This is a genomic window from Propioniciclava soli, from assembly GCF_038502305.1.
Classification (GTDB): domain Bacteria; phylum Actinomycetota; class Actinomycetes; order Propionibacteriales; family Propionibacteriaceae; genus Propioniciclava; species Propioniciclava soli.
This window is the reverse complement of sequence record NZ_CP115965.1, coordinates 3,077,501-3,094,912: the sequence shown is the minus strand read 5'-3', so window position 1 is coordinate 3,094,912 and position 17,412 is coordinate 3,077,501. Positions and strand designations below refer to the sequence as shown.

The following is a 17,412-nucleotide window of genomic DNA, read 5'->3' as shown; positions in this document are numbered from 1 at the left end:
CTAGCCGCGGGCCACCCGGCCGCGCGTCGCCGGTCAGGAGCCGGCGACCCCGCGCTTCCAGTAGCCCATGAACGCCACCTGCCCCTTGGGCACGTCGGCGGCGCGCGCCTCGGCGCGCAGGGCACGCACCCAGCTGGCCTCACCGGCGACCCAGCCGTAGCGGACGCCGTCCGCGGCGGCCTCGTCCCACAGCAGCTCGTCGGCGGCGGGGTCGTCGGCGGCGGGGTCGGTGGCGGCGGCATCGGCGAGGGCCGCGACCGCCGCCCCGGACGGGGTTCGCGGGGCGCCGAACAGCCCCACCGCCTGCTCGCCGCGGGCCCGGACGCGCCACTCGACGCGGACGCCGCCCGGCGCGGGGAACGCCCGGACGTCGTCGGCCTCGGGCACCTCCAGGACGATGCGGCCCGTGGTGTCGGACGCCAGCGCCGCGGCGATGTTGACCACGGCGGGCAGGGCCGTCTCGTCCCCGACGAGCAGCACCTCCCGGGCCGCGCCCGGCTGCCACGCGACCCCGACGGTGTCGTGCCCGGGCCGGGTGACGTCGCCGGCGACCAGCAGGCAGGGGGTGCCGGGCTCGGCCTCGAGGGCGAACCGCAGCCCCGGCGCCGGCTCGTCGCCGTGCAGGGGGTGGATCGCGACGTCGATGTCCACCTCGCCCGCGCCGTCGTCGGTGGGGCGCACCGCGCTCAGCGTGTAGGTGCGCAGGGCGGGGCGGTCGGCGTCCGGGGCGGCGAGCCAGGTCGGGTACCAGTCGTCGGTGCCGGCCAGCCCGGCCAGCACATCCGGGGCGCCGAACAGCAGCTTGACCCGCTGGTCGAGCAGCACGGGGCTGCAGTCGCCGAGGTCGGCCCCGGCGAGGGTGATCCGGACGAAGCTGGGGGAGACGCGCTCGCGTCCGGCCAGCGTGGTGGCGAAGGTGCGGTAGGGGTTCATCGATCTCCTCGTTGGGCATACATCAGCCACCAGAACACGGGTGCGCCGACGAGGGCGCACACGAGCCCGACGGGCAGTTGGGCGGGGGCGAGCACAGAGCGGCCGAGGGTGTCGGCGGCCAGCACGAGCAGGGCGCCGAGGACGACGGCCAGGCCGGTCATGCGGCGGTGTTGCGGCCCGACGAGCAGCCGGGCCAGGTGGGGCGCGATCAGGCCGACGAACCCGATGACGCCGACGGCGGCGGTGGCGGCGCCGGTGAGCAGCACGGCGGCGAGCAGCGCGGACGCCCGCACCCGGGCCTGGCGGACGCCGAGCAGCCGCGGGGTGTCGTCGTCGAGCTGCACGAGGTCGAGGTCGCGGCGCAGCGCGAGCGCGGCGACGCCCAGCAGCACGACCAGCGCCGCGACGGGCGGCAGGCTGGCGGCCATGGTGCCGTAGGTCGAGCCGCCCAGCCACGTGATGGCGCGCGACTGGTTCCAGGGGTCGGTGCTCACCACGAGCAGGGTGCCCAGCGCCTGGCCGCCGGCCGCGACGCCCAGACCGACGAGCACCAGCCGGGTGGGGTTGAAGCCGCCGCGCGCCGCGAGGGCGAACAGCAGTGCCCCGGCGGCCAGGGCCCCGGCGAGCGCCACCGCCGTGACCGCCCAGGTCGGGATGCCGACGCCGACCCGGGAGCCCCCAATGATGACCGCCAGCGCGCCGACGCCGGCCCCGGCGGACACGCCGAGCAGGCCCGGTTCGGCCAGCGCGTTGCGCGTGACCGCCTGGGTGAGGGTGCCGGCGAGGGCCAGGGCGGCGCCGGCCAGCACGGCGGCGGCGACGCGCGGCCAGCGGGCGTCCAGCATGAAGGTGATGCGGGGCGAGGCGCGCCCCTGCAGCCAGTAACCGATGTCGCCGAGCAGCAGCCAGCCGTCGCCGGCGAGCAGGGCGAGGGTGGCGCCCACGACCAGCAGGGCCGCGAGGCCGCCGGTCAGCCACCCCGCCCAGCGGGCGAGGCGCGCCCCGCCGGCGAGGGTGGCGTTGGCGTCCGCCCGGCCGGTCCGCATGCCCTGGGAGAGGATGACGAGGAACACCGCTCCGAGCAGGGTGGTGAGGACGCCGGTGGGGATCGCGGCGGCCTCGGCGGCGCCGATCGCGGCGCGCAGCACGACGTCGGAGCCGAGCACCAGCAGCGCCCCGGTGAGCGCGGCGGCAAGGACGAGCGGCCGGTGGCGGTGCAACCCGGGGACGCGGGTGGCCGCCAGCCGCACGAGCGCGGGGGCACACAGGCCGACGAACCCGATCGGCCCGGCCAGGGCGACCGAGACGGCCGCGAGGAACACGGCCACGAGCACCACCACCAGCCGGTTCGCGACCACGTTGACGCCGAGGGTGCGGGCCTGGTCGTCGCCGAGCTGGAGGAGGTCGAGGCGTCCGCCGAGTGCCACCATGGCCACGACGCCCACCGCGATGAGGGCGGCGGCGCGGACGACCGAGCCGGGGTCGGACTGGCTGAGCGAGCCCGCACCCCAGGCGAACAGACCCTGGGTCTGCTGGCTGAAGACGATCAGCAGCGCCGAGGTGAGGCTCGAGAGTGCGAGGGTGAGCACCGAGCCGCCGAGGATGAGCCGTACCGTCGAGCCACCGCCGCCGGTGAGCACGAACGCGAGACCGGCCGCCGCCAGTCCACCGACGAGCGCGACCACCGAGCCGCCGATCACCCCGGTCGACAACCCGAACGCCGACACGAGCGCCAGCGCGAGGTACGCGCCGGCGTTCACCGCGAGGGTGTCCGGCGAGGCGAGGGGGTTGCTCGCCACGGCCTGCAACGCCGCGCCGGACGCCCCCAGCGCGGCCCCGACCGCCAGCGCGGCCCCCAGCCGGGGCAGCCGCGAGGCCACGACGATGCCGCCGGTGGTCGCGGAGGCGTCCCCGCGCAGCCAGGCGAGCAGGTCATCCAGGCCCACGCTGGCCGTCCCCTGGGTGAGGTGCACCACCGACAGCCCGACCATCAGCACCAGCCCGGCGCCGAAGAGCCAGGCCAGCAGCCGCCCCGCCCCCGCCGGCACGTGCGCGCGGGCGGCTGTGCCGGGCCGAGTGCGGTGCCGGGAGGGGGCGGGCCGGGTGGGGGTGGGCAGGGTCATCGGGGTGCGCTGGGCTTCGGTGTGTCGGGCGTCGGAGAGCCGGGCGTCAGGCGAGCTGGGCGACGAGATCGTCGGCCCACTGCATCATGGACATCGGGCCGCCGTAGACCCAGATGTGCAGCGCGGCCGGGTGGACGTTGCCCGCCTGCACCGGCGCCAACCCGTCCCACAGCGGGTTGCCCGCCAGCGCGGCGAGCGGGTCGGCGTCGTCGTTGGCCCAGGAGAGGATCTGCGTGTCCGCAGGCAGTGTCGTGAGCGCCTCGAGATCCCACGAGCCGATGCCCCACGCGTCGTCGCCCGGCTCGGTGTAGGCGTTGGTCAGGCCCAGCTCCTCGGCGATCGCGCCCGGCACGGAGCGGGAGCTGTGCATCCGGAGGTCGGCTGTCGAGCCGGTCACGTTGATCCACGCGAAGATGTAGGGCGCCGTGACGCCGGAGAGGGCCGCCGCGGACTCCTCCAGCTTGGCGTCCAGTTGGCTCAGCACCTCCTGGGCGGCCGCCTCGCGGCCGAGCAGCAGCGCGACGGTGTTGAAGTTGTCGCGCAGGTTCTCGAGCTGGCGGGTGGCGTCGGCGCCCGTGAGCAGCACGACGGGGGCGATCTGCTCAGCCTGGGCGATGGCGTTCTCCGGGATGGAGCCGTTGACGCCGAGAATGAGGTCGGGCTCCGCGGCCGCGATGGATTCCAGGCTCGGCTCGGTGCGCAGGCCGACGTCCGGCGTCCCCTCGGGGAGCGTGACCGAGCTGACGTAGCTCGCGAAGCCGGCCGGGTCGGCGACGGCAACCGGCTCGACCCCGAGGGCCAGGACGTCCTCCGTGGGCCCCCACTCGAGCGTGACGACGCGGGTGGCGGGCCGCTCGAGCGTGACGGTGACACCGCGGCTGTCGATCACCCGGATCATGCCGGCGGCGTCACTGGTGGCGGTGGGTGAGCCGGCCGCGGCGCTCGGCGATCCGCCGGAGACGGTGGGGGCCTCGCTGGCCCCGCAGGCGGCGAGCACGGGCGCGGTCAGGGCGAGGCCCACGAGGGCGCGACGGGAGAAGGGCATGGTGATTCCTCGGTTCGGTTTCGGGTTCGGATCGGTTCGGGTCGGGGGGGATCGGGTGGGGCGGGATCGGGTCAGGCGGGATCGGGTCAGGCGGAGAGCGCGCTCGCTTCAAGACGGTGGCGCGTGAGGCACTTGGGCAGGGGGCGGATCTGGAGGACGCCGTCCTGCGGCCGGACCTCGATGCCGACGCCGTACGCCGCGCTGAGGCGGGCCTCGGTGAGGACGGCCGCGGGGGTGCCGGAGGCGACGACGCGGCCGTCGACCAACAGCGTGACGTCGTCGGCCACGGCGGCGGCCTGGTTGAGGTCGTGCAGCACGACGCCCACCGCGACGCCGTGGTCGTCGGCGAGGTCGCGGATCAGGTCGAGCAGCTCGGACTGGTAGCGCAGGTCGAGGTGGTTGGTCGGCTCGTCGAGCAGCAGGACGCCGGTCTCCTGCGCGAGGCAGGACGCCAGCCACACCCGCTGGGTCTGGCCGCCGGACAGCTCGTCGACCTTGCGGTCCGCCAGGTCGGCGATGCCGGTGAGGTGCAGGGCGCGTTCAATGGCGGCCGGGCCGTGGGCGTCCGTGCCGAGGAAACGGGAGCGGTGGGGGTGGCGTCCCAGCGCCACCACCTCGCGCACGCTCATGCCGGCCGGGGTGGGGCGCTGCTGGGTGAGCATGGCCAGCCGGGTGGCGAACTCGCGGGCGGAGAGGGCCGCGCAGTCGATGTCACTGCCACCGTCGGCGTCCGCACCGACGAGGCGCAGGGAGCCGGCCGTCGTGGCGTGGAGGCGGGCCATGGCGCGCAGCAGCGTCGACTTGCCGGAGCCGTTCGGCCCCACCAACGCCCGGACGCGGCCGGCGCCGACGCTCAGGTCGGCGTCGTGCACCACGGTCAGCGGACCGTAGCCCAACGTGAGCCCGGAGGCGGTCAGGGCGGTCGTGGGCAACGCGGTCATGGGTTCAGGTTAGGTTGCCCTAACCTTCATTTGCAACACGTCCAGATTGCGAAATTGCCGCGTCGGTGGCGGGCATGCCGACGCGGCCGCGGCTGAGGCGGTCGACGACGAGCGCGATCGCGCCGTCGCCGGTGACGTTGGTGGCGGTGCCGAAGCTGTCGATGGCGATGTAGGTGGCGATCATCAGGCCCACCTGCGGCTCGGTGAAGCCGAGCATGGACGACAGCAGGGCGGCCGCCGTCATGATCGCGCCACCGGGGACGCCGGGGGCCGCGACCATCGTGATGCCGAGCATCATGACGAAGCCGACCATCAGCCCCAGATCGATCGGGACGCCGGCGAGCACCATGATGGCGAGGGCGAACGACGTGATCTTCACCGTCGACCCGGCGAGGTGGATCGTCGCGCACAGGGGCACGGTGAACGCGGCCACCGGCTCGGAGACACCCGCCTTGATCGCCTGGCGCAGCGTGACGGGGATGGTGGCGGCCGAGGACGAGGTGCCGAGCGCCGTCGCGTACGCCGGCAGCATGGTGGCCAGGGCGCGCAGGGGGTTGACGCGCGCGATCAGCCCGGCCACGCCGTACTGGATGAGCAGCAGGACGACCGTCAGCGCGAACACCAGCGCGATGACGCCGATGAACGTCACGATGATGCTGAACACCTGCCCGGCGACGGTCATGTTGAGGAAGATGCCGAAGATGTAGAGCGGCAGCAGCGGGATGAGGATCGTGGAGATCACCCATTCCACGATTTGGCGGAGCTCGACGAAGCCGCGCTGCAGGGCGTTGGTCGGCAGCAGCGTCAGCCCTACGCCGATGACGAACGAGAGCAGCAGTGCGGTCATGACGCCGAAGACCGGCGGCATCTCGACGGTGAAGTAGGGGCCGAGGAGGGCGTCCTCGGGGTTGTCGACCGACATCGGCAGGGAGCCCGGCGTCAGGATCATCGGGAACACCGTGAGGCCGACCGCCAGGGCCAGCAGACCCGCGAAAATGGTCGAGCCGTACGCGATGGCTGCGGTGATGCCGAGCCATTTGCCGGCCCCGCGGCCGAGCTCGGCGATCGCCGGGGTGATGAGCGCGACGATGATCAGCGGGATGATGAACGACAAGAAGTTGCCGAACAGGCCGTTGAACGTCACGAAGGCGCGGGCCAGCCAATCCGGAAAGAACAGGCCGCAGACGATGCCGAGCACGATGGCGATGAGAATCCTGGGCAGCAGCCCAAGGCGATGTTTCATGGTGGGCCTCGAGGGTGTGCGAGCGGGTGGACGCCTCACGGTAGTGCGTCCGACGGCTGGTCGGGGGGATGTGTCGGGTCTGCGCGGGGTGGCAAGGCCACCCTGCTCGCCTGCCCGACTGGTTCGCGCCTCGGAACGAGGTCGCGGACCGACGGCGTGGTGGATGCGGAGAACATCGGGTGCACCAGCTGGCGCAGCGGGCGGCCCGGGTGACCGGGAAGTCACAGACCGGCGCGGTGGAGGAGGCCCTCGAGCGGCTGCTGCGCGCCTATGAGGTGGATCCCGAGGGCGAGGACCGCGAGGCGCGGGCGTCGGCCGTTCGGGGGATTGCGGCGGCGTACCGGTACGACGTCGGGTACACCAACTCCGAGATCCGGACGGTCGAGGACTTGTATGACGATGCGGGGCTCCCGGCGTGATCGTGGACTCTTCGGCCCTCATGGCCATCGTGAACGACGAACCGGACGCCGAGAGAGTCCTGGCTTGCGCGGTGGGCGGACCTCGCCGCATGTCGGCCGCGACCTGGGTGGAGGTCGGTATCGTCGCGGACGCGCGGTCCTCGGCCCGGCACGGGGAGCGCATCGACGCCATCCTCGACCAGCTCCGGATCGAGATCGTGCCGGTGTCGGTTCGGCAGGCCGAGGTGGCGCGTCTCGCCTACCGCCGGTTCGGGCGTGGCTCGGGCTCGGCGGCGCGACTCAACTTCGGGGACTGCTTCAGCTACGCGCTGTCGGTGACCTCTGGGGAACCGCTGCTGTTCGTCGGTGACGACTTCGCTCACACCGACGTGGCATCCGTCCTTCCGTGCTGACCGGGGCTGTGGGCTTCGCGACGCAGATTGGTCACTCGACGGACCCACCCCCACTGTTTCGGCGGATCGAGTCTCGCGTTGGCGTCCGGGACGCTCCCGGCGGCCGCGCGGCCCCCACTCCAAGGGGTCGTCTCGGGGCGCGCGTGACGATGTGGCTGCACTCGATGTGAGTTGAACCCGCAACTCACCTGTGCGACTGGGGTTCCCGGGAGCGTGCCGGAATCGAGTGCAGCCACACCGTCAGGATGGCCCGGGCACCCGTGGCCGGTCGTGCGATGCCACTGATTTCTGTCGGATGGACTAGTATGGGCGCAGCGGTCCGCACCAGTCTTGCCTCGGGCCGCATGATGATGCGATCCCGTACGGGTCGCTGGTCGCGCCACCCTGATCAACCGGATCAGACGAAGGCGGGCGCGCCGGGCGAGACGCCCACGAATCAGGAAACAACCCATGACTTCAGATTTCGCACGCCTCGGCGTGCCCGCCGCGCTCGCCGAGGTCCTCGCCGAGCGCGACATCACCACCCCCACCCCGATCCAGGCCGCGACGCTGCCGGATTCCCTCGCCGGGCGCGACGTCCTCGGCCGCGGCCGCACGGGCTCCGGCAAGACCTACGGGTTCTGCCTGCCGCTGGTCGCCCGCTTGGCCGGCGACCGGCAGCGCCCGGCCCCGAAGCGCCCTCGCGCGCTCATCCTCGCCCCCCCCCGCGAGCTCGCCTCCCAGATCGCCGCAGCCCTGGCCCCGCTGGCCAAGGCCGCCCGGCTCTCGGTGCTCACCGTGTTCGGCGGTGTCAACCAGAACCCGCAGGTGCGCGGGCTGACCGCCGGCGTCGACGTGCTCGTCGCCACGCCGGGCCGCCTCCTCGACCTCAGCGAGCAGGGCCACCTCTCGCTGCGCGACGTCGAGGTCACCGTCATCGACGAGGCGGACCACATGAGCGACATGGGCTTCCTGCCCGCGGTCAAGCGCATCCTCGCCGCCACCCCGGCGCGCGGCCAGCGGCTGTTGTTCTCGGCGACGCTCGACAACGCCGTGAACGTGCTGGTAAAGCAGTTCCTGCATGACCCGGTCGTCCACGAGGCGGATTCCCCGCAGTCCCCGGTCGCCACCATGGAGCACCACGTGCTCACCGTGACGCCGGCCGAGCGCAGCGACGTGATCGCCGACCTGGCGGCCGCGCCCGGCCGCACGATCGTGTTCACCCGCACCAAGCACGGCGCGAAGAAGCTCGCCAAGCAGCTGAACGGGCGCGGCATTCCGGCCGTCGACCTGCACGGCAACCTCAGCCAGAACGCCCGCACGCGCAACCTGGACGCCTTCGGCTCCGGCCGGGTCGAGACGCTCGTCGCCACCGACATCGCCGCTCGCGGCATCCACGTGGACGACGTGGCGCTGGTGGTGCACGCCGATCCGCCGACCGAGTACAAGGCCTACCTGCACCGCTCGGGCCGCACGGCGCGCGCCGGCTCCGCCGGCACCGTGGTGACGATCGCCACCCCGGACCAGCGCCGCGACGTCCAGGGCCTCATGCGTGCCGCGAAGATCACCCCGCGCGTCATGCCCGCCACGACCGAGGAGCTGCAGGGCCTGGCCCCCGGGACGCGGCTGGTGTACTCCGCGGCCGAGGTCGCCGAGCGCACCCCCACGGCACCGACCGACGCCTCGGCGCGCGGTGCGTCCGGGCGGGGCGGCCGGGGCCGCGGCTCGGGTCGTCCGGGTGGACGCCAGCAGTCCGCCTCGCGCGGTCAGTCGCCCCAGGAGCCCGGACGCCGGCCACGCGGCGCCGGCGCGGGCACCGGAGCCGGTCGGGCACCGGCTGCCGCCCGTGCGGGGTCCACCGGGGGCGCGGCGGCGTTCTCGGCGTCGGCTGGCCGTTCCAGCGGACGCCGCCGCTCCCGCTGAGGCGGGCACCCCCGGAGCCCTCAGCCCAACGTGACCAAGTGGTCCACCGGGCCGTGCCCCGACTCGGGCGTCCGACTCAGCCGCCACCCGGCGCCCGCGGCGATGGCGTCCGCCAGATAGCGCCGCGCGTCCTCGATCGCCGCCCGGCTGACTCCCGTCTCCCGGGTGTCGCCGCGCCGGGCCGCGCACGCCGCGATCGCCGACGACAGCGTGCAGCCGGTGCCGTGGGTGTTGCGGGTGGCGATCCGCTCACCGGTCAGGTCGGCCACGCCCGCGGCGTCCGCGAACACGTCGAGCAGGGCGTCGCCGCGCAGGTGGCCGCCCTTGGCGAGCACGGCTCGCGTCCCGGCGCGGATGAGGGCAAGCGCCTGCTCCCGCAGCCCGTCCACATCCTCGGCCTCCGCGACCCCCAGCAGCACCCCCGCCTCGGGCAGGTTGGGCGTCACCAGATCGGCCAGGGGCAGCAAGTCAGCCCGGATGGCCTCCACCGCGTCCTCGGCGAGCAGCCGGTCGCCCGACGTCGCGACCATGACCGGGTCGAGGACGATCACACCGAACGCGTCCCGCCGCTCGCGGATCAACCCCGCCACGGCCGACGCCGTCGTCGCGTCGCTCAGCATGCCGATCTTCGTGGCGGCGACGGGCAGGTCGTCCACGACCGCCGCCACCTGCGCGACCACGAACGCCGGGTCGACCCCGCGCGCGTCCCGGACCCCCTGGGTGTTCTGCACGGTCAGGCCGGCGAGCGCGGCGGCCCCGTACACGCCGAGGGCCGAGAACGTCTTGAGGTCGGCCTGGATGCCGGCACCCCCGCTGGGGTCGGAGCCGGCGATGGAGAGGCAGACAGGGCGCGCGGTCGGACTGCTCATTCGCCCACCCTATGCAGATGTGCTTAGATGAGGACATCCCACGGGCGCCCGAGCACGGGCTGAGATCAGGCTGACGCTGCCTGGACCGTCGAACCTGTCCGGATCATGCCGGCGTAGGAAGAGAGATGTCCATGGAGACGCATCCGCAGCACCGCCCCAGCACGCTCACCGACGGCGACGTCACGGTCCCGGTGACCGCGATCAGCCTCGCCGACTCACCCGACGGGCGGCCCAATCCCGACGTGCTCGTCTACCGCACGTGCGGCCCCGAGGTGGACCCGACGCAGGGCCTGCCCCCGTCCCGCCAGGCGTGGATCGACGACCGCGGCGACACCGAACGCCACGAGGTGCGTCCGCGCGACCTGGCGGACGACGGGCGCACCGCCGTCCGCCGCGGTGCGGCGTCCGAGCAATGGCGGGGACGCGCCCACGCGCCCGTGCGCGCGAAGGAGGGCCGCCGCGTCACCCAGATGCACTACGCGCGCACCGGCGTCGTGACCCCGGAGATGCGCTACGTCGCCCTGCGCGAGGGCGTCGCGGTCGAGAAGGTTGTCGAGGAGGTCGCTGCCGGCAGGGCGATCATCCCGGCCAACATCAACCACCCTGAGTCAGAGCCCATGATCATCGGGCGGGCCTTCCTCACCAAGGTGAACGCCAACATCGGCAACTCGGCGGTCACCAGCTCGATCGCCGAGGAGGTCGAGAAGCTCACGTGGGCCACCCGCTGGGGAGCCGACACGGTGATGGACCTGTCCACCGGCGACGACATCCACACCACGCGGGAGTGGATCATCCGCAACGCGCCGGTCCCCATCGGCACCGTGCCGCTCTATCAGGCGCTGGAGAAGGTGGACGGCAAGGCCGAGGACCTCACCTGGGAGGTGTACCGCGACACCGTCATCGAGCAGGCCGAGCAGGGCGTGGACTACATGACCGTGCACGCCGGCGTCCTGCTGCGCTACGTGCCGCTGACCGCCGAGCGGGTCACCGGCATCGTCAGCCGCGGCGGCTCGATCATGGCCGGCTGGATGCTGGCCCACCACCGCGAGTCCTTCCTGTACGAGCACTTCGACGAGCTGTGCGCGATCTTCGCCGCCTACGACATCGCGTTCAGCCTCGGCGACGGGCTGCGGCCCGGCTCCATCGCGGACGCCAACGACGAGGCCCAGTTCGCCGAGCTGAGGACGCTGGCCGAGCTCACCGAGCGTGCCTGGACCCACGACGTGCAGGTGATGGTCGAGGGTCCCGGGCACATCCCGCTGGACCTGGTGCCCGAGAACGTCGAGCTCGAGCAGGAGTGGTGTCACGGCGCCCCCTTCTACACGCTGGGCCCGCTCGTCACCGACATCGCGCCCGGCTACGACCACATCACCTCGGCCATCGGCGCCGCGGTGATCGCGATGCACGGCACCGCGATGCTCTGCTACGTCACGCCCAAGGAGCACCTGGGCCTGCCCAACCGCGACGACGTCAAGACCGGCGTGATCACGTACAAGATCGCCGCCCACGCAGCCGACGTCGCCAAGCGCCACCCCGGCGCGCAGGTGCGCGACGACGCCCTGAGCAAGGCCCGCTTCGAGTTCCGCTGGCACGACCAGTTCGCCCTCTCGCTGGATCCCGAGACCGCCATCGCCTTCCACGACGAGACCCTGCCGGCGGAGCCCGCCAAGACGGCGCACTTCTGCTCCATGTGCGGGCCGAAGTTCTGCTCAATGCGGATCAGCGCCGACATCCGCGCCCGCTACGCCGACGGGGCGCAGGAGGGTATGGCGGCCAAGTCCCGCGAGTTCCGTGAGCGGGGCGGCTCGGTCTACCTCGACGTCGCCGAGGTGCGCCGGTGACCCTGCCGTCGGTGCGGCGTCGGGGCGGGCTCGTTCCCGAGCTGTCCCCGGACGGGCGCTCGGCCGTCCGCGGCGGTGTGTGGGGCAACTACGTCGATCAGGTGAACATCTTCCTGCCCGTGACCGCGCTGGCCCCCGCGCTGCCGGCGCTGGCCGGGCCGCACGCGACGGCGACCACCGCGGCCCTCGTGATCATGGCCACCCTCATCGGACGCCCCGTGGGCGCCATGGTCTTCGGTCAGGTCGCCGACCGCATCGGCCGGACCCGCACCACCAAGATCGCCCTCGCCGGGACGGCCGCCTGCACGCTCGGCATCGCCGCTGTTCCGGACTGGCACATGCTCGGCGCGGCCACCATCGGCCTCCTCATCGCCCTGCGCTTCGTCGGGGGAGCGTTCCTGGCCGGGGAGTACACGTCCGCGATCCCGCTCGCCATGGAGTGGTCCACCCCGCGGCGCCGCGGGCTCGTCTCGGGTCGCATCATGGCGATGGCCCCGTGGGCGCAGGCCACGATCGCCTTCGTCACCGTCGCCCTGTTGGCCCTGCTCGGCCCGGACGCCTACGCCGCCTGGGGCTGGCGGGTGTCGTTCGTGGCCGGGGGGCTGGCCTCGCTCGTCATGCTCGTCTTCTATGCCCGGCGCGTCGCGGACGCGCCCGTGTTCGTCCGGCGCCGTCGGACGCCCGGCGAGGCGGTCGGGCTCGCCGACGTGCTGGCGGGGCGCTGGGCCGGACCGTTCTGGCGCGTCTTCGGGCTGATGACGGGCCTGTGGTTCTGTACCAACATGGTCGTGATCGTCGTCGCGCAACGCCTGCCCGGGCTCGGGATCACCCCGCTGGAGGTGTCGCTCGTGCTCGGGGTGGCGTCGGTGGCCCAGGCGCTCGTCATGGCCCGCACCGGCCACCTCTCCACCCTTACCGGACGCCGCCGGTTCTTCGTCGTCGTCGGCACCCTCGCGGCCGCGGCGGCGCCAGCGCTCTGGTGGGGCGTCCTCGGCCGGCCGGACGCCGCGGGCCCCGGCGCCCTGGGCGTCGCCCTCGTCGGCGTCGCCGCCCTGCAGGTCTCGACCGTCACGCTGTACGGGCCGATCGGCGCCTACCTCAACGAGATCTTCCCGACCCGGGTGCGGGCGACGGCGTACGGCACCGCCTACTCGCTGTCGATCGTGGGGCCCGCGCTGTACCCCTTCTACCTGCCGCCGCTCGTCGACCGCTTCGGCCCGGACCTGCCGGTGATGGCCCTGCTGGCGCTGGGCGGGCTGATGGTCGCGGGCTGCGCCGCCGCCGGTCCGGCCATGACGCCCACCGACATCGAGAGGAACACCCTGGATGCCCACTGACCTCGCGCCCGTCGTGGACGCCGTCCGCGCCCACCCCCCGCTCGTGCACTGCCTGATGGCCACCGTCTCGATGGGGATCGTGGCCGACGGCCTCCTCGCCGCCGGCGCGCGTCCGATGATGACCGAGACGCGGGCCGAGGCGCCCACCATGGACGCCCTCGCCGACGCCCTGCTGATCAACCTCGGCACGCTCAGCACGGACGCCATGGCCGGCATCCCGCCCACCGTCGACGTCGCCCGCGCCGCCGGACGGCCGTGGGTGCTGGATCCCACCGCCGTCGGGGTCGCCCCCGTCCGGGCGCGGCTGGCCCGCGAGCTCGTCACGCGTGCGCCGGCGGTCGTGCGGGGCAACGCGTCGGAGGTCGTGGCCCTGGCGGGGAGCGGAGCCGGCGGGCGGGGTGCCGATGCCGTCCACGGGGTGCAGGACGCCCTGGGCGCGGCGCGCTCCCTGGCCCAGACGCACGGGTGCGTGGTGGCCGTCTCCGGCGACGTCGACCTCGTCACCGACGGCGACCGGGTGGTGGGCGTCCGGGCGGGGCACCCGCTGCTCACCCGCGTCACCGGCACCGGCTGTCTGCTGGGCGGCCTCGTCGCCGCGTGCTGTGCCGTCGCGCCCCCGTTCGAGGCGGCGCTGGCGGCGTCTGCGTGGCTGGGTGCGGCGGGGGAGCGGGCCGCGGCGCAGGCGTCCGGGCCGGGCAGCTTCAGGGCCGCGCTGATCGATACGCTCGATACCCTGACCGCGGCCGACGTCGCTGCCGTGCGATGCGAGGAGCAGTGATGGGCATCGATCTGCGCGTGTACCTGGTCACCGCCGGGTCCGACCGTCACACCGTCGAGGTGGCCGCCGCAGCCGCCGCCGCGGGCGCCGGCATCGTCCAGGTGCGTGCCAAGGAGGCCTCCACCCGCGAGCTGCTCGCGCTGCTCGGCGCGGTGGCGGACGCCGTCGGTGCGGCCAACCCCACCACCCGCGTGCTGGTCGACGACCGGGCCGACGTCGCCTACGCGGCGCGACGGGCCGGACGCCGCGTGCACGGCGTCCACCTCGGCGCCGACGACCTGCCGCCGCCGGCGGCCCGCGCGCTGCTCGGCGACGATGCCGTGATCGGGTTCACCACGGGCACCCTCGATCTGGTCCTCCAGGCCCAATCGCTCGTCGGCGTGGTCGACTACCTCGGCGCGGGACCGTTCCGGCCCACGCCCACGAAGGACTCCGGACGCGAGCCGCTCGGCGTCGAGGGCTACCGGCCGCTGGTCGAGGCGTCCCGTCTGCCGATCGTCGCTATCGGCAGCGTGGGCGTCGAGGACGTGGCCGATCTGGCGGGCACGGGCGTCGCCGGGGTCGCCATGGTGCGCGCGATCACCGGGGCGGCCGATCCGGCCGACGTCGTCCGGCGGTCGCTGGCGGCGTGGGACGCGGTCAGGCCGGGCGCGGGGCGTACATGATGACCGTCACGCCGACGAGGCACACGAGCGCGCCGATCACGTCGTAGCGGTCGGGTCGGAAGCCGTCGACGACCATCCCCCAGGGCAGGCTGCCGCAGAGATGGACGCCCAGGTCGCGTGGGGCGCGACTGCTACCGATTGGGAAGTGACCCTCACGGGCGACCTCACCCTGATCGTCGGCCCGGGATTCTGGGCGGACGGCGACTGACGCCTCCCCGGCAGGAGCCAACGGAATAGGGGACCCCTTAGGATGGTTGAGTCTGATGGACTCAACTTCTTCAAGACCTCCGGGGAGGAACGCACCCATGGACACTGCCAAGCTCACCACCAAGAGTCGGGACGCCGTCTCGGCCGCACTCCGCAACGCGCTCACTGCGGGCAACCCGCAGGCCGAGCCGAGCCACCTGCTGCACGCGCTGCTGATGGTGCCCGACAACACGGTCGGCACCCTGCTGAGCGCGGTCGGCGCCGACCCCGCCGCCATCGACACGGCGGCCCAGACCGCGATCAAGAAGCTGCCCAGCTCGACGGGCTCCTCGGTGAGCCAGCCGCAGCTGTCCGGCAGCTTCGCCCGTGTTCTCGCCGACGCCGAGACCCGTGCCGAGCAGCTGGGTGACGACTTCGTCGCCACCGAGCACCTGCTCATCGCGCTGACGGCCGTGGCGTCCGACGCGCAGCCGATCCTCACCAAGGTGACGACCCCCGACAAGCTCACCGAGGCATTCAACGCCGCGCGTGGTGGCAAGCGCGTCACCAGCGCCGAGGCCGAGGGGGGCGAGTCGGCGCTGGAGAAGTACTCCGTCGATCTCACCGAGCGCGCCCGCGAGGGCAAGCTCGACCCGGTGATCGGTCGCGACACGGAAATCCGGCGCGTCGTGCAGGTGCTGAGCCGCCGCACGAAGAACAACCCGGTTCTCATCGGCGAGCCCGGGGTCGGCAAAACCGCCGTCGTCGAGGGCCTCGCCCAGCGCGTCATCGAGGGTGACGTGCCCGATTCGTTGAAGGGACGCCGCGTCGTCAGCCTCGACCTGGCGTCCATGGTGGCCGGCGCCAAGTACCGCGGTGAATTCGAGGAGCGGCTCAAGGCCGTCCTCAGCGAAATCACCGAATCGCAGGGCCAGGTCGTCACGTTCATCGACGAGCTGCACACGGTTGTCGGCGCGGGGGCGTCCGGCGAGGGCGCCATGGACGCCGGCAACATGCTCAAGCCGATGCTCGCCCGCGGCGAGCTGCGCATGATCGGCGCCACCACGCTGGACGAGTACCGCGAGCGCATCGAGAAGGATCCGGCGCTGGAGCGCCGCTTCCAGCAGGTGTTCGTCGGCGAGCCGAGCGTGGAGGACACGATCGCCATCCTGCGCGGGCTGCGTGAGCGCTACGAAGCGCACCACAAGGTGCGCATCACCGACAGCGCGCTCGTGGCCGCCGCGCAGCTCTCGAGCCGCTACATCACCAGCCGCCAGCTGCCTGACAAGGCCATCGACCTGATCGACGAGTCGGCGTCGCGGCTGCGCATGGAGATCGACTCCAGCCCGGAGGAGATCGACCAGCTCCGCCGCCAGATCGACCGCATGACCATGGAGCAGTTCGCCCTCGAGAAGGAGGAGGATGCCGCCAGCACCGAGCGCCGCGACCGGCTCGGCGCCGAGCTGGCCGACGCCCAGGAGGAGCTCCGCGGACTCGAGGCGCGGTGGGAGGCCGAGAAGCAGGGCCTCAACCGGGTCGGCGAGATCAAGGCGGAGGTCGACGCCCTGCGCGCCGAGGCCGAGCGGTCGCAGCGCGAGGGCGACCTGACGCACGCGTCCGAAATTCTCTACGGCCGCATCCCCCAGCTGGAGTCCGAGCTCGATTCGGCCGCCGAGGAGGAGGCCAGCCGCGTCCCGATGGTGGCCGAGGAGGTGTCGGCTGCCGACATCGCCGAGGTGGTCAGCAGCTGGACGGGCATCCCGGTCGGCAAGATGCTGCAGGGCGAGAGCGAGAAGCTCCTCACGATGGAGGACCAGCTCGGACGCCGCCTCATCGGCCAGCGCGAGGCGGTGGCCGCGGTGTCGGACGCCGTGCGCCGCAGCCGGGCGGGCATCAGCGACCCGAACCGGCCGACCGGTTCGTTCCTGTTCCTGGGGCCCACCGGCGTTGGCAAGACCGAACTGGCGAAGTCGCTGGCGGCGTTCCTGTTCGACGACGAGCGCGCCATGGTGCGCATCGACATGAGCGAGTACGGCGAGAAGCACTCCGTGTCGCGGCTCGTTGGTGCCCCCCCGGGTTACGTCGGGTACGAGGAGGGCGGCCAGCTCACCGAGGCGGTGCGGCGGCGTCCGTACTCGGTCGTCCTGCTCGACGAGGTGGAGAAGGCGCACCCCGACGTGTTCAACATCCTGCTGCAGGTGTTCGACGACGGACGCCTCACCGACGGCCAAGGCCGCACGGTGGACTTCCGCAACGTCATCCTCATCATGACGAGCAACCTGGGCTCGCAGTACCTCGCCGATCCGGCCCTGCAGGCGTCCACGAAGCGCGACGCCGTGATGGGCGTGGTGCGGCAGGCGTTCAAGCCGGAATTCCTCAACCGGCTGGACGACATCGTGATGTTCGACCCGCTGTCCCAGGACGACCTGACGCACATCGTCGAGATTCAGCTCGCCCGGGTGGCCGCGCGGCTGGCCGATCGGCGCATCACGCTGGAGCTGACCGACGCCGCCAAGGCCTGGCTGGCCGCGACGGGGTTCGACCCGGTGTACGGCGCGCGTCCGCTCAAGCGGCTGATCCAGACCTCGGTCGAGGACGCCCTCGCCCGCCGACTGCTGGCCGGCGAGCTGCACGAGGGGGACGCGATCACCTTCGACGTGGGTGCCGACGACGCGGGGCTGACCGTCGTCAACTGACGCGGTGGTGGGCTGATCGCGGTGCCGGCGGGGCGCCGGCCG

Annotated in this window: 14 protein-coding genes, 1 pseudogene and 1 riboswitch; of the genes and pseudogenes, 8 read left to right on the top strand and 7 right to left on the bottom strand. The window is 73.2% G+C overall.

Annotation, left to right across the window (positions count from 1 at the left end; genetic code table 11):
• Positions 1–33: 33 nt before the first annotated feature.
• The 5 genes from PCC79_RS13985 to PCC79_RS13965 form a co-directional block, all read right to left on the bottom strand.
• A complete protein-coding gene (locus PCC79_RS13985; RefSeq protein WP_232550113.1) occupies positions 34–933 on the bottom strand; it encodes a siderophore-interacting protein in 900 nt (299 codons plus the stop codon).
• Complete coding sequence (locus PCC79_RS13980; RefSeq protein ID WP_232550112.1) at positions 930–3,056, bottom strand: iron ABC transporter permease; 2,127 nt, start codon at positions 3,054–3,056, stop codon at positions 930–932. The genes PCC79_RS13985 and PCC79_RS13980 overlap by 4 nt, the downstream gene beginning before the upstream one ends.
• A gap of 46 nt (positions 3,057–3,102) precedes the next feature.
• Positions 3,103–4,101 (bottom strand): iron-siderophore ABC transporter substrate-binding protein, encoded by a 999-nt coding sequence (locus tag PCC79_RS13975; protein ID WP_232550111.1) that lies wholly within the window; start codon positions 4,099–4,101, stop codon positions 3,103–3,105.
• 86 nt (positions 4,102–4,187) lie between these two features.
• Positions 4,188–5,042, bottom strand: a complete 855-nt coding sequence (locus tag PCC79_RS13970) for an ABC transporter ATP-binding protein (protein WP_232550110.1) — start codon at positions 5,040–5,042, stop codon at positions 4,188–4,190.
• Positions 5,043–5,061: 19 nt separating this feature from the next.
• Positions 5,062–6,285 (bottom strand): dicarboxylate/amino acid:cation symporter, encoded by a 1,224-nt coding sequence (locus PCC79_RS13965; protein WP_342372192.1) that lies wholly within the window; start codon positions 6,283–6,285, stop codon positions 5,062–5,064.
• A gap of 179 nt (positions 6,286–6,464) precedes the next feature.
• Between PCC79_RS13965 and PCC79_RS13960 the strand changes: the two genes are divergently transcribed.
• The 3 genes from PCC79_RS13960 (at position 6,465) to PCC79_RS13950 (ending at position 8,998) form a co-directional block, all read left to right on the top strand.
• Positions 6,465–6,704 (top strand): type II toxin-antitoxin system VapB family antitoxin, encoded by a 240-nt coding sequence (locus PCC79_RS13960; protein ID WP_342372191.1) that lies wholly within the window; start codon positions 6,465–6,467, stop codon positions 6,702–6,704.
• Positions 6,701–7,096, top strand: coding sequence for a type II toxin-antitoxin system VapC family toxin (locus tag PCC79_RS13955; protein WP_342372190.1), 396 nt, complete (start codon positions 6,701–6,703; stop codon positions 7,094–7,096). The genes PCC79_RS13960 and PCC79_RS13955 overlap by 4 nt, the downstream gene beginning before the upstream one ends.
• Positions 7,097–7,546: 450 nt before the next feature.
• On the top strand, positions 7,547–8,998 hold the full coding sequence (locus PCC79_RS13950; RefSeq protein WP_342372189.1) for a DEAD/DEAH box helicase: 1,452 nt from the start codon (positions 7,547–7,549) through the stop codon (positions 8,996–8,998).
• A gap of 20 nt (positions 8,999–9,018) precedes the next feature.
• On the opposite strand, the gene thiD is transcribed toward PCC79_RS13950, so the two are convergent.
• Positions 9,019–9,867: a bifunctional hydroxymethylpyrimidine kinase/phosphomethylpyrimidine kinase gene (gene thiD / locus PCC79_RS13945; protein ID WP_342372188.1), complete on the bottom strand. Its 849-nt coding sequence runs from the start codon at positions 9,865–9,867 to the stop codon at positions 9,019–9,021.
• Between the two features lie 30 nt (positions 9,868–9,897).
• Positions 9,898–10,004: riboswitch (TPP riboswitch) on the top strand.
• Here thiD and thiC point away from each other — a divergent pair.
• From thiC to PCC79_RS13925, 4 genes are all read left to right on the top strand, one after another.
• Entirely contained in the window at positions 9,999–11,708 is a 1,710-nt protein-coding gene (thiC, locus tag PCC79_RS13940) for a phosphomethylpyrimidine synthase ThiC (protein ID WP_342372187.1), read from the top strand. Its footprint overlaps the riboswitch before it by 6 nt.
• The gene (locus tag PCC79_RS13935) at positions 11,705–13,045 is read left to right on the top strand and encodes an MFS transporter (protein ID WP_342372186.1); all 1,341 of its coding nucleotides are present in this window, start codon (positions 11,705–11,707) and stop codon (positions 13,043–13,045) included. The genes thiC and PCC79_RS13935 overlap by 4 nt, the downstream gene beginning before the upstream one ends.
• Complete coding sequence (thiM, locus tag PCC79_RS13930; protein ID WP_342372185.1) at positions 13,035–13,823, top strand: hydroxyethylthiazole kinase; 789 nt, start codon at positions 13,035–13,037, stop codon at positions 13,821–13,823. The genes PCC79_RS13935 and thiM overlap by 11 nt, the downstream gene beginning before the upstream one ends.
• The gene (locus tag PCC79_RS13925; protein ID WP_342372184.1) at positions 13,823–14,488 is read left to right on the top strand and encodes a thiamine phosphate synthase; all 666 of its coding nucleotides are present in this window, start codon (positions 13,823–13,825) and stop codon (positions 14,486–14,488) included. The genes thiM and PCC79_RS13925 overlap by 1 nt, the downstream gene beginning before the upstream one ends.
• Here PCC79_RS13925 and PCC79_RS13920 read toward each other — a convergent pair.
• A pseudogene (locus tag PCC79_RS13920) lies at positions 14,463–14,597 on the bottom strand (YnfA family protein); the annotation flags it as partial. The gene PCC79_RS13925 and the pseudogene PCC79_RS13920 sit on opposite strands and share 26 nt — an antisense overlap.
• A 196-nt stretch (positions 14,598–14,793) precedes the next feature.
• On the opposite strand from PCC79_RS13920, the gene clpB reads away from it, so the two are divergent.
• On the top strand, positions 14,794–17,370 hold the full coding sequence (gene clpB / locus PCC79_RS13915) for an ATP-dependent chaperone ClpB (protein WP_342372183.1): 2,577 nt from the start codon (positions 14,794–14,796) through the stop codon (positions 17,368–17,370).
• Positions 17,371–17,412: the final 42 nt, after the last annotated feature.

Coding starts and splice junctions, on each gene's coding strand:
- PCC79_RS13985 (WP_232550113.1), bottom strand. CDS start 933: ATGAACCCCTACCGCACCTTCGCCACCACGCTGGCCGGACGCGAGCGC.
- PCC79_RS13980 (WP_232550112.1), bottom strand. CDS start 3,056: ATGACCCTGCCCACCCCCACCCGGCCCGCCCCCTCCCGGCACCGCACT.
- PCC79_RS13975 (WP_232550111.1), bottom strand. CDS start 4,101: ATGCCCTTCTCCCGTCGCGCCCTCGTGGGCCTCGCCCTGACCGCGCCC.
- PCC79_RS13970 (WP_232550110.1), bottom strand. CDS start 5,042: ATGACCGCGTTGCCCACGACCGCCCTGACCGCCTCCGGGCTCACGTTG.
- PCC79_RS13965 (WP_342372192.1), bottom strand. CDS start 6,285: ATGAAACATCGCCTTGGGCTGCTGCCCAGGATTCTCATCGCCATCGTG.
- PCC79_RS13950 (WP_342372189.1), top strand. CDS start 7,547: ATGACTTCAGATTTCGCACGCCTCGGCGTGCCCGCCGCGCTCGCCGAG.
- thiD (WP_342372188.1), bottom strand. CDS start 9,867: ATGAGCAGTCCGACCGCGCGCCCTGTCTGCCTCTCCATCGCCGGCTCC.
- thiC (WP_342372187.1), top strand. CDS start 9,999: ATGGAGACGCATCCGCAGCACCGCCCCAGCACGCTCACCGACGGCGAC.
- thiM (WP_342372185.1), top strand. CDS start 13,035: ATGCCCACTGACCTCGCGCCCGTCGTGGACGCCGTCCGCGCCCACCCC.
- PCC79_RS13925 (WP_342372184.1), top strand. CDS start 13,823: ATGGGCATCGATCTGCGCGTGTACCTGGTCACCGCCGGGTCCGACCGT.
- clpB (WP_342372183.1), top strand. CDS start 14,794: ATGGACACTGCCAAGCTCACCACCAAGAGTCGGGACGCCGTCTCGGCC.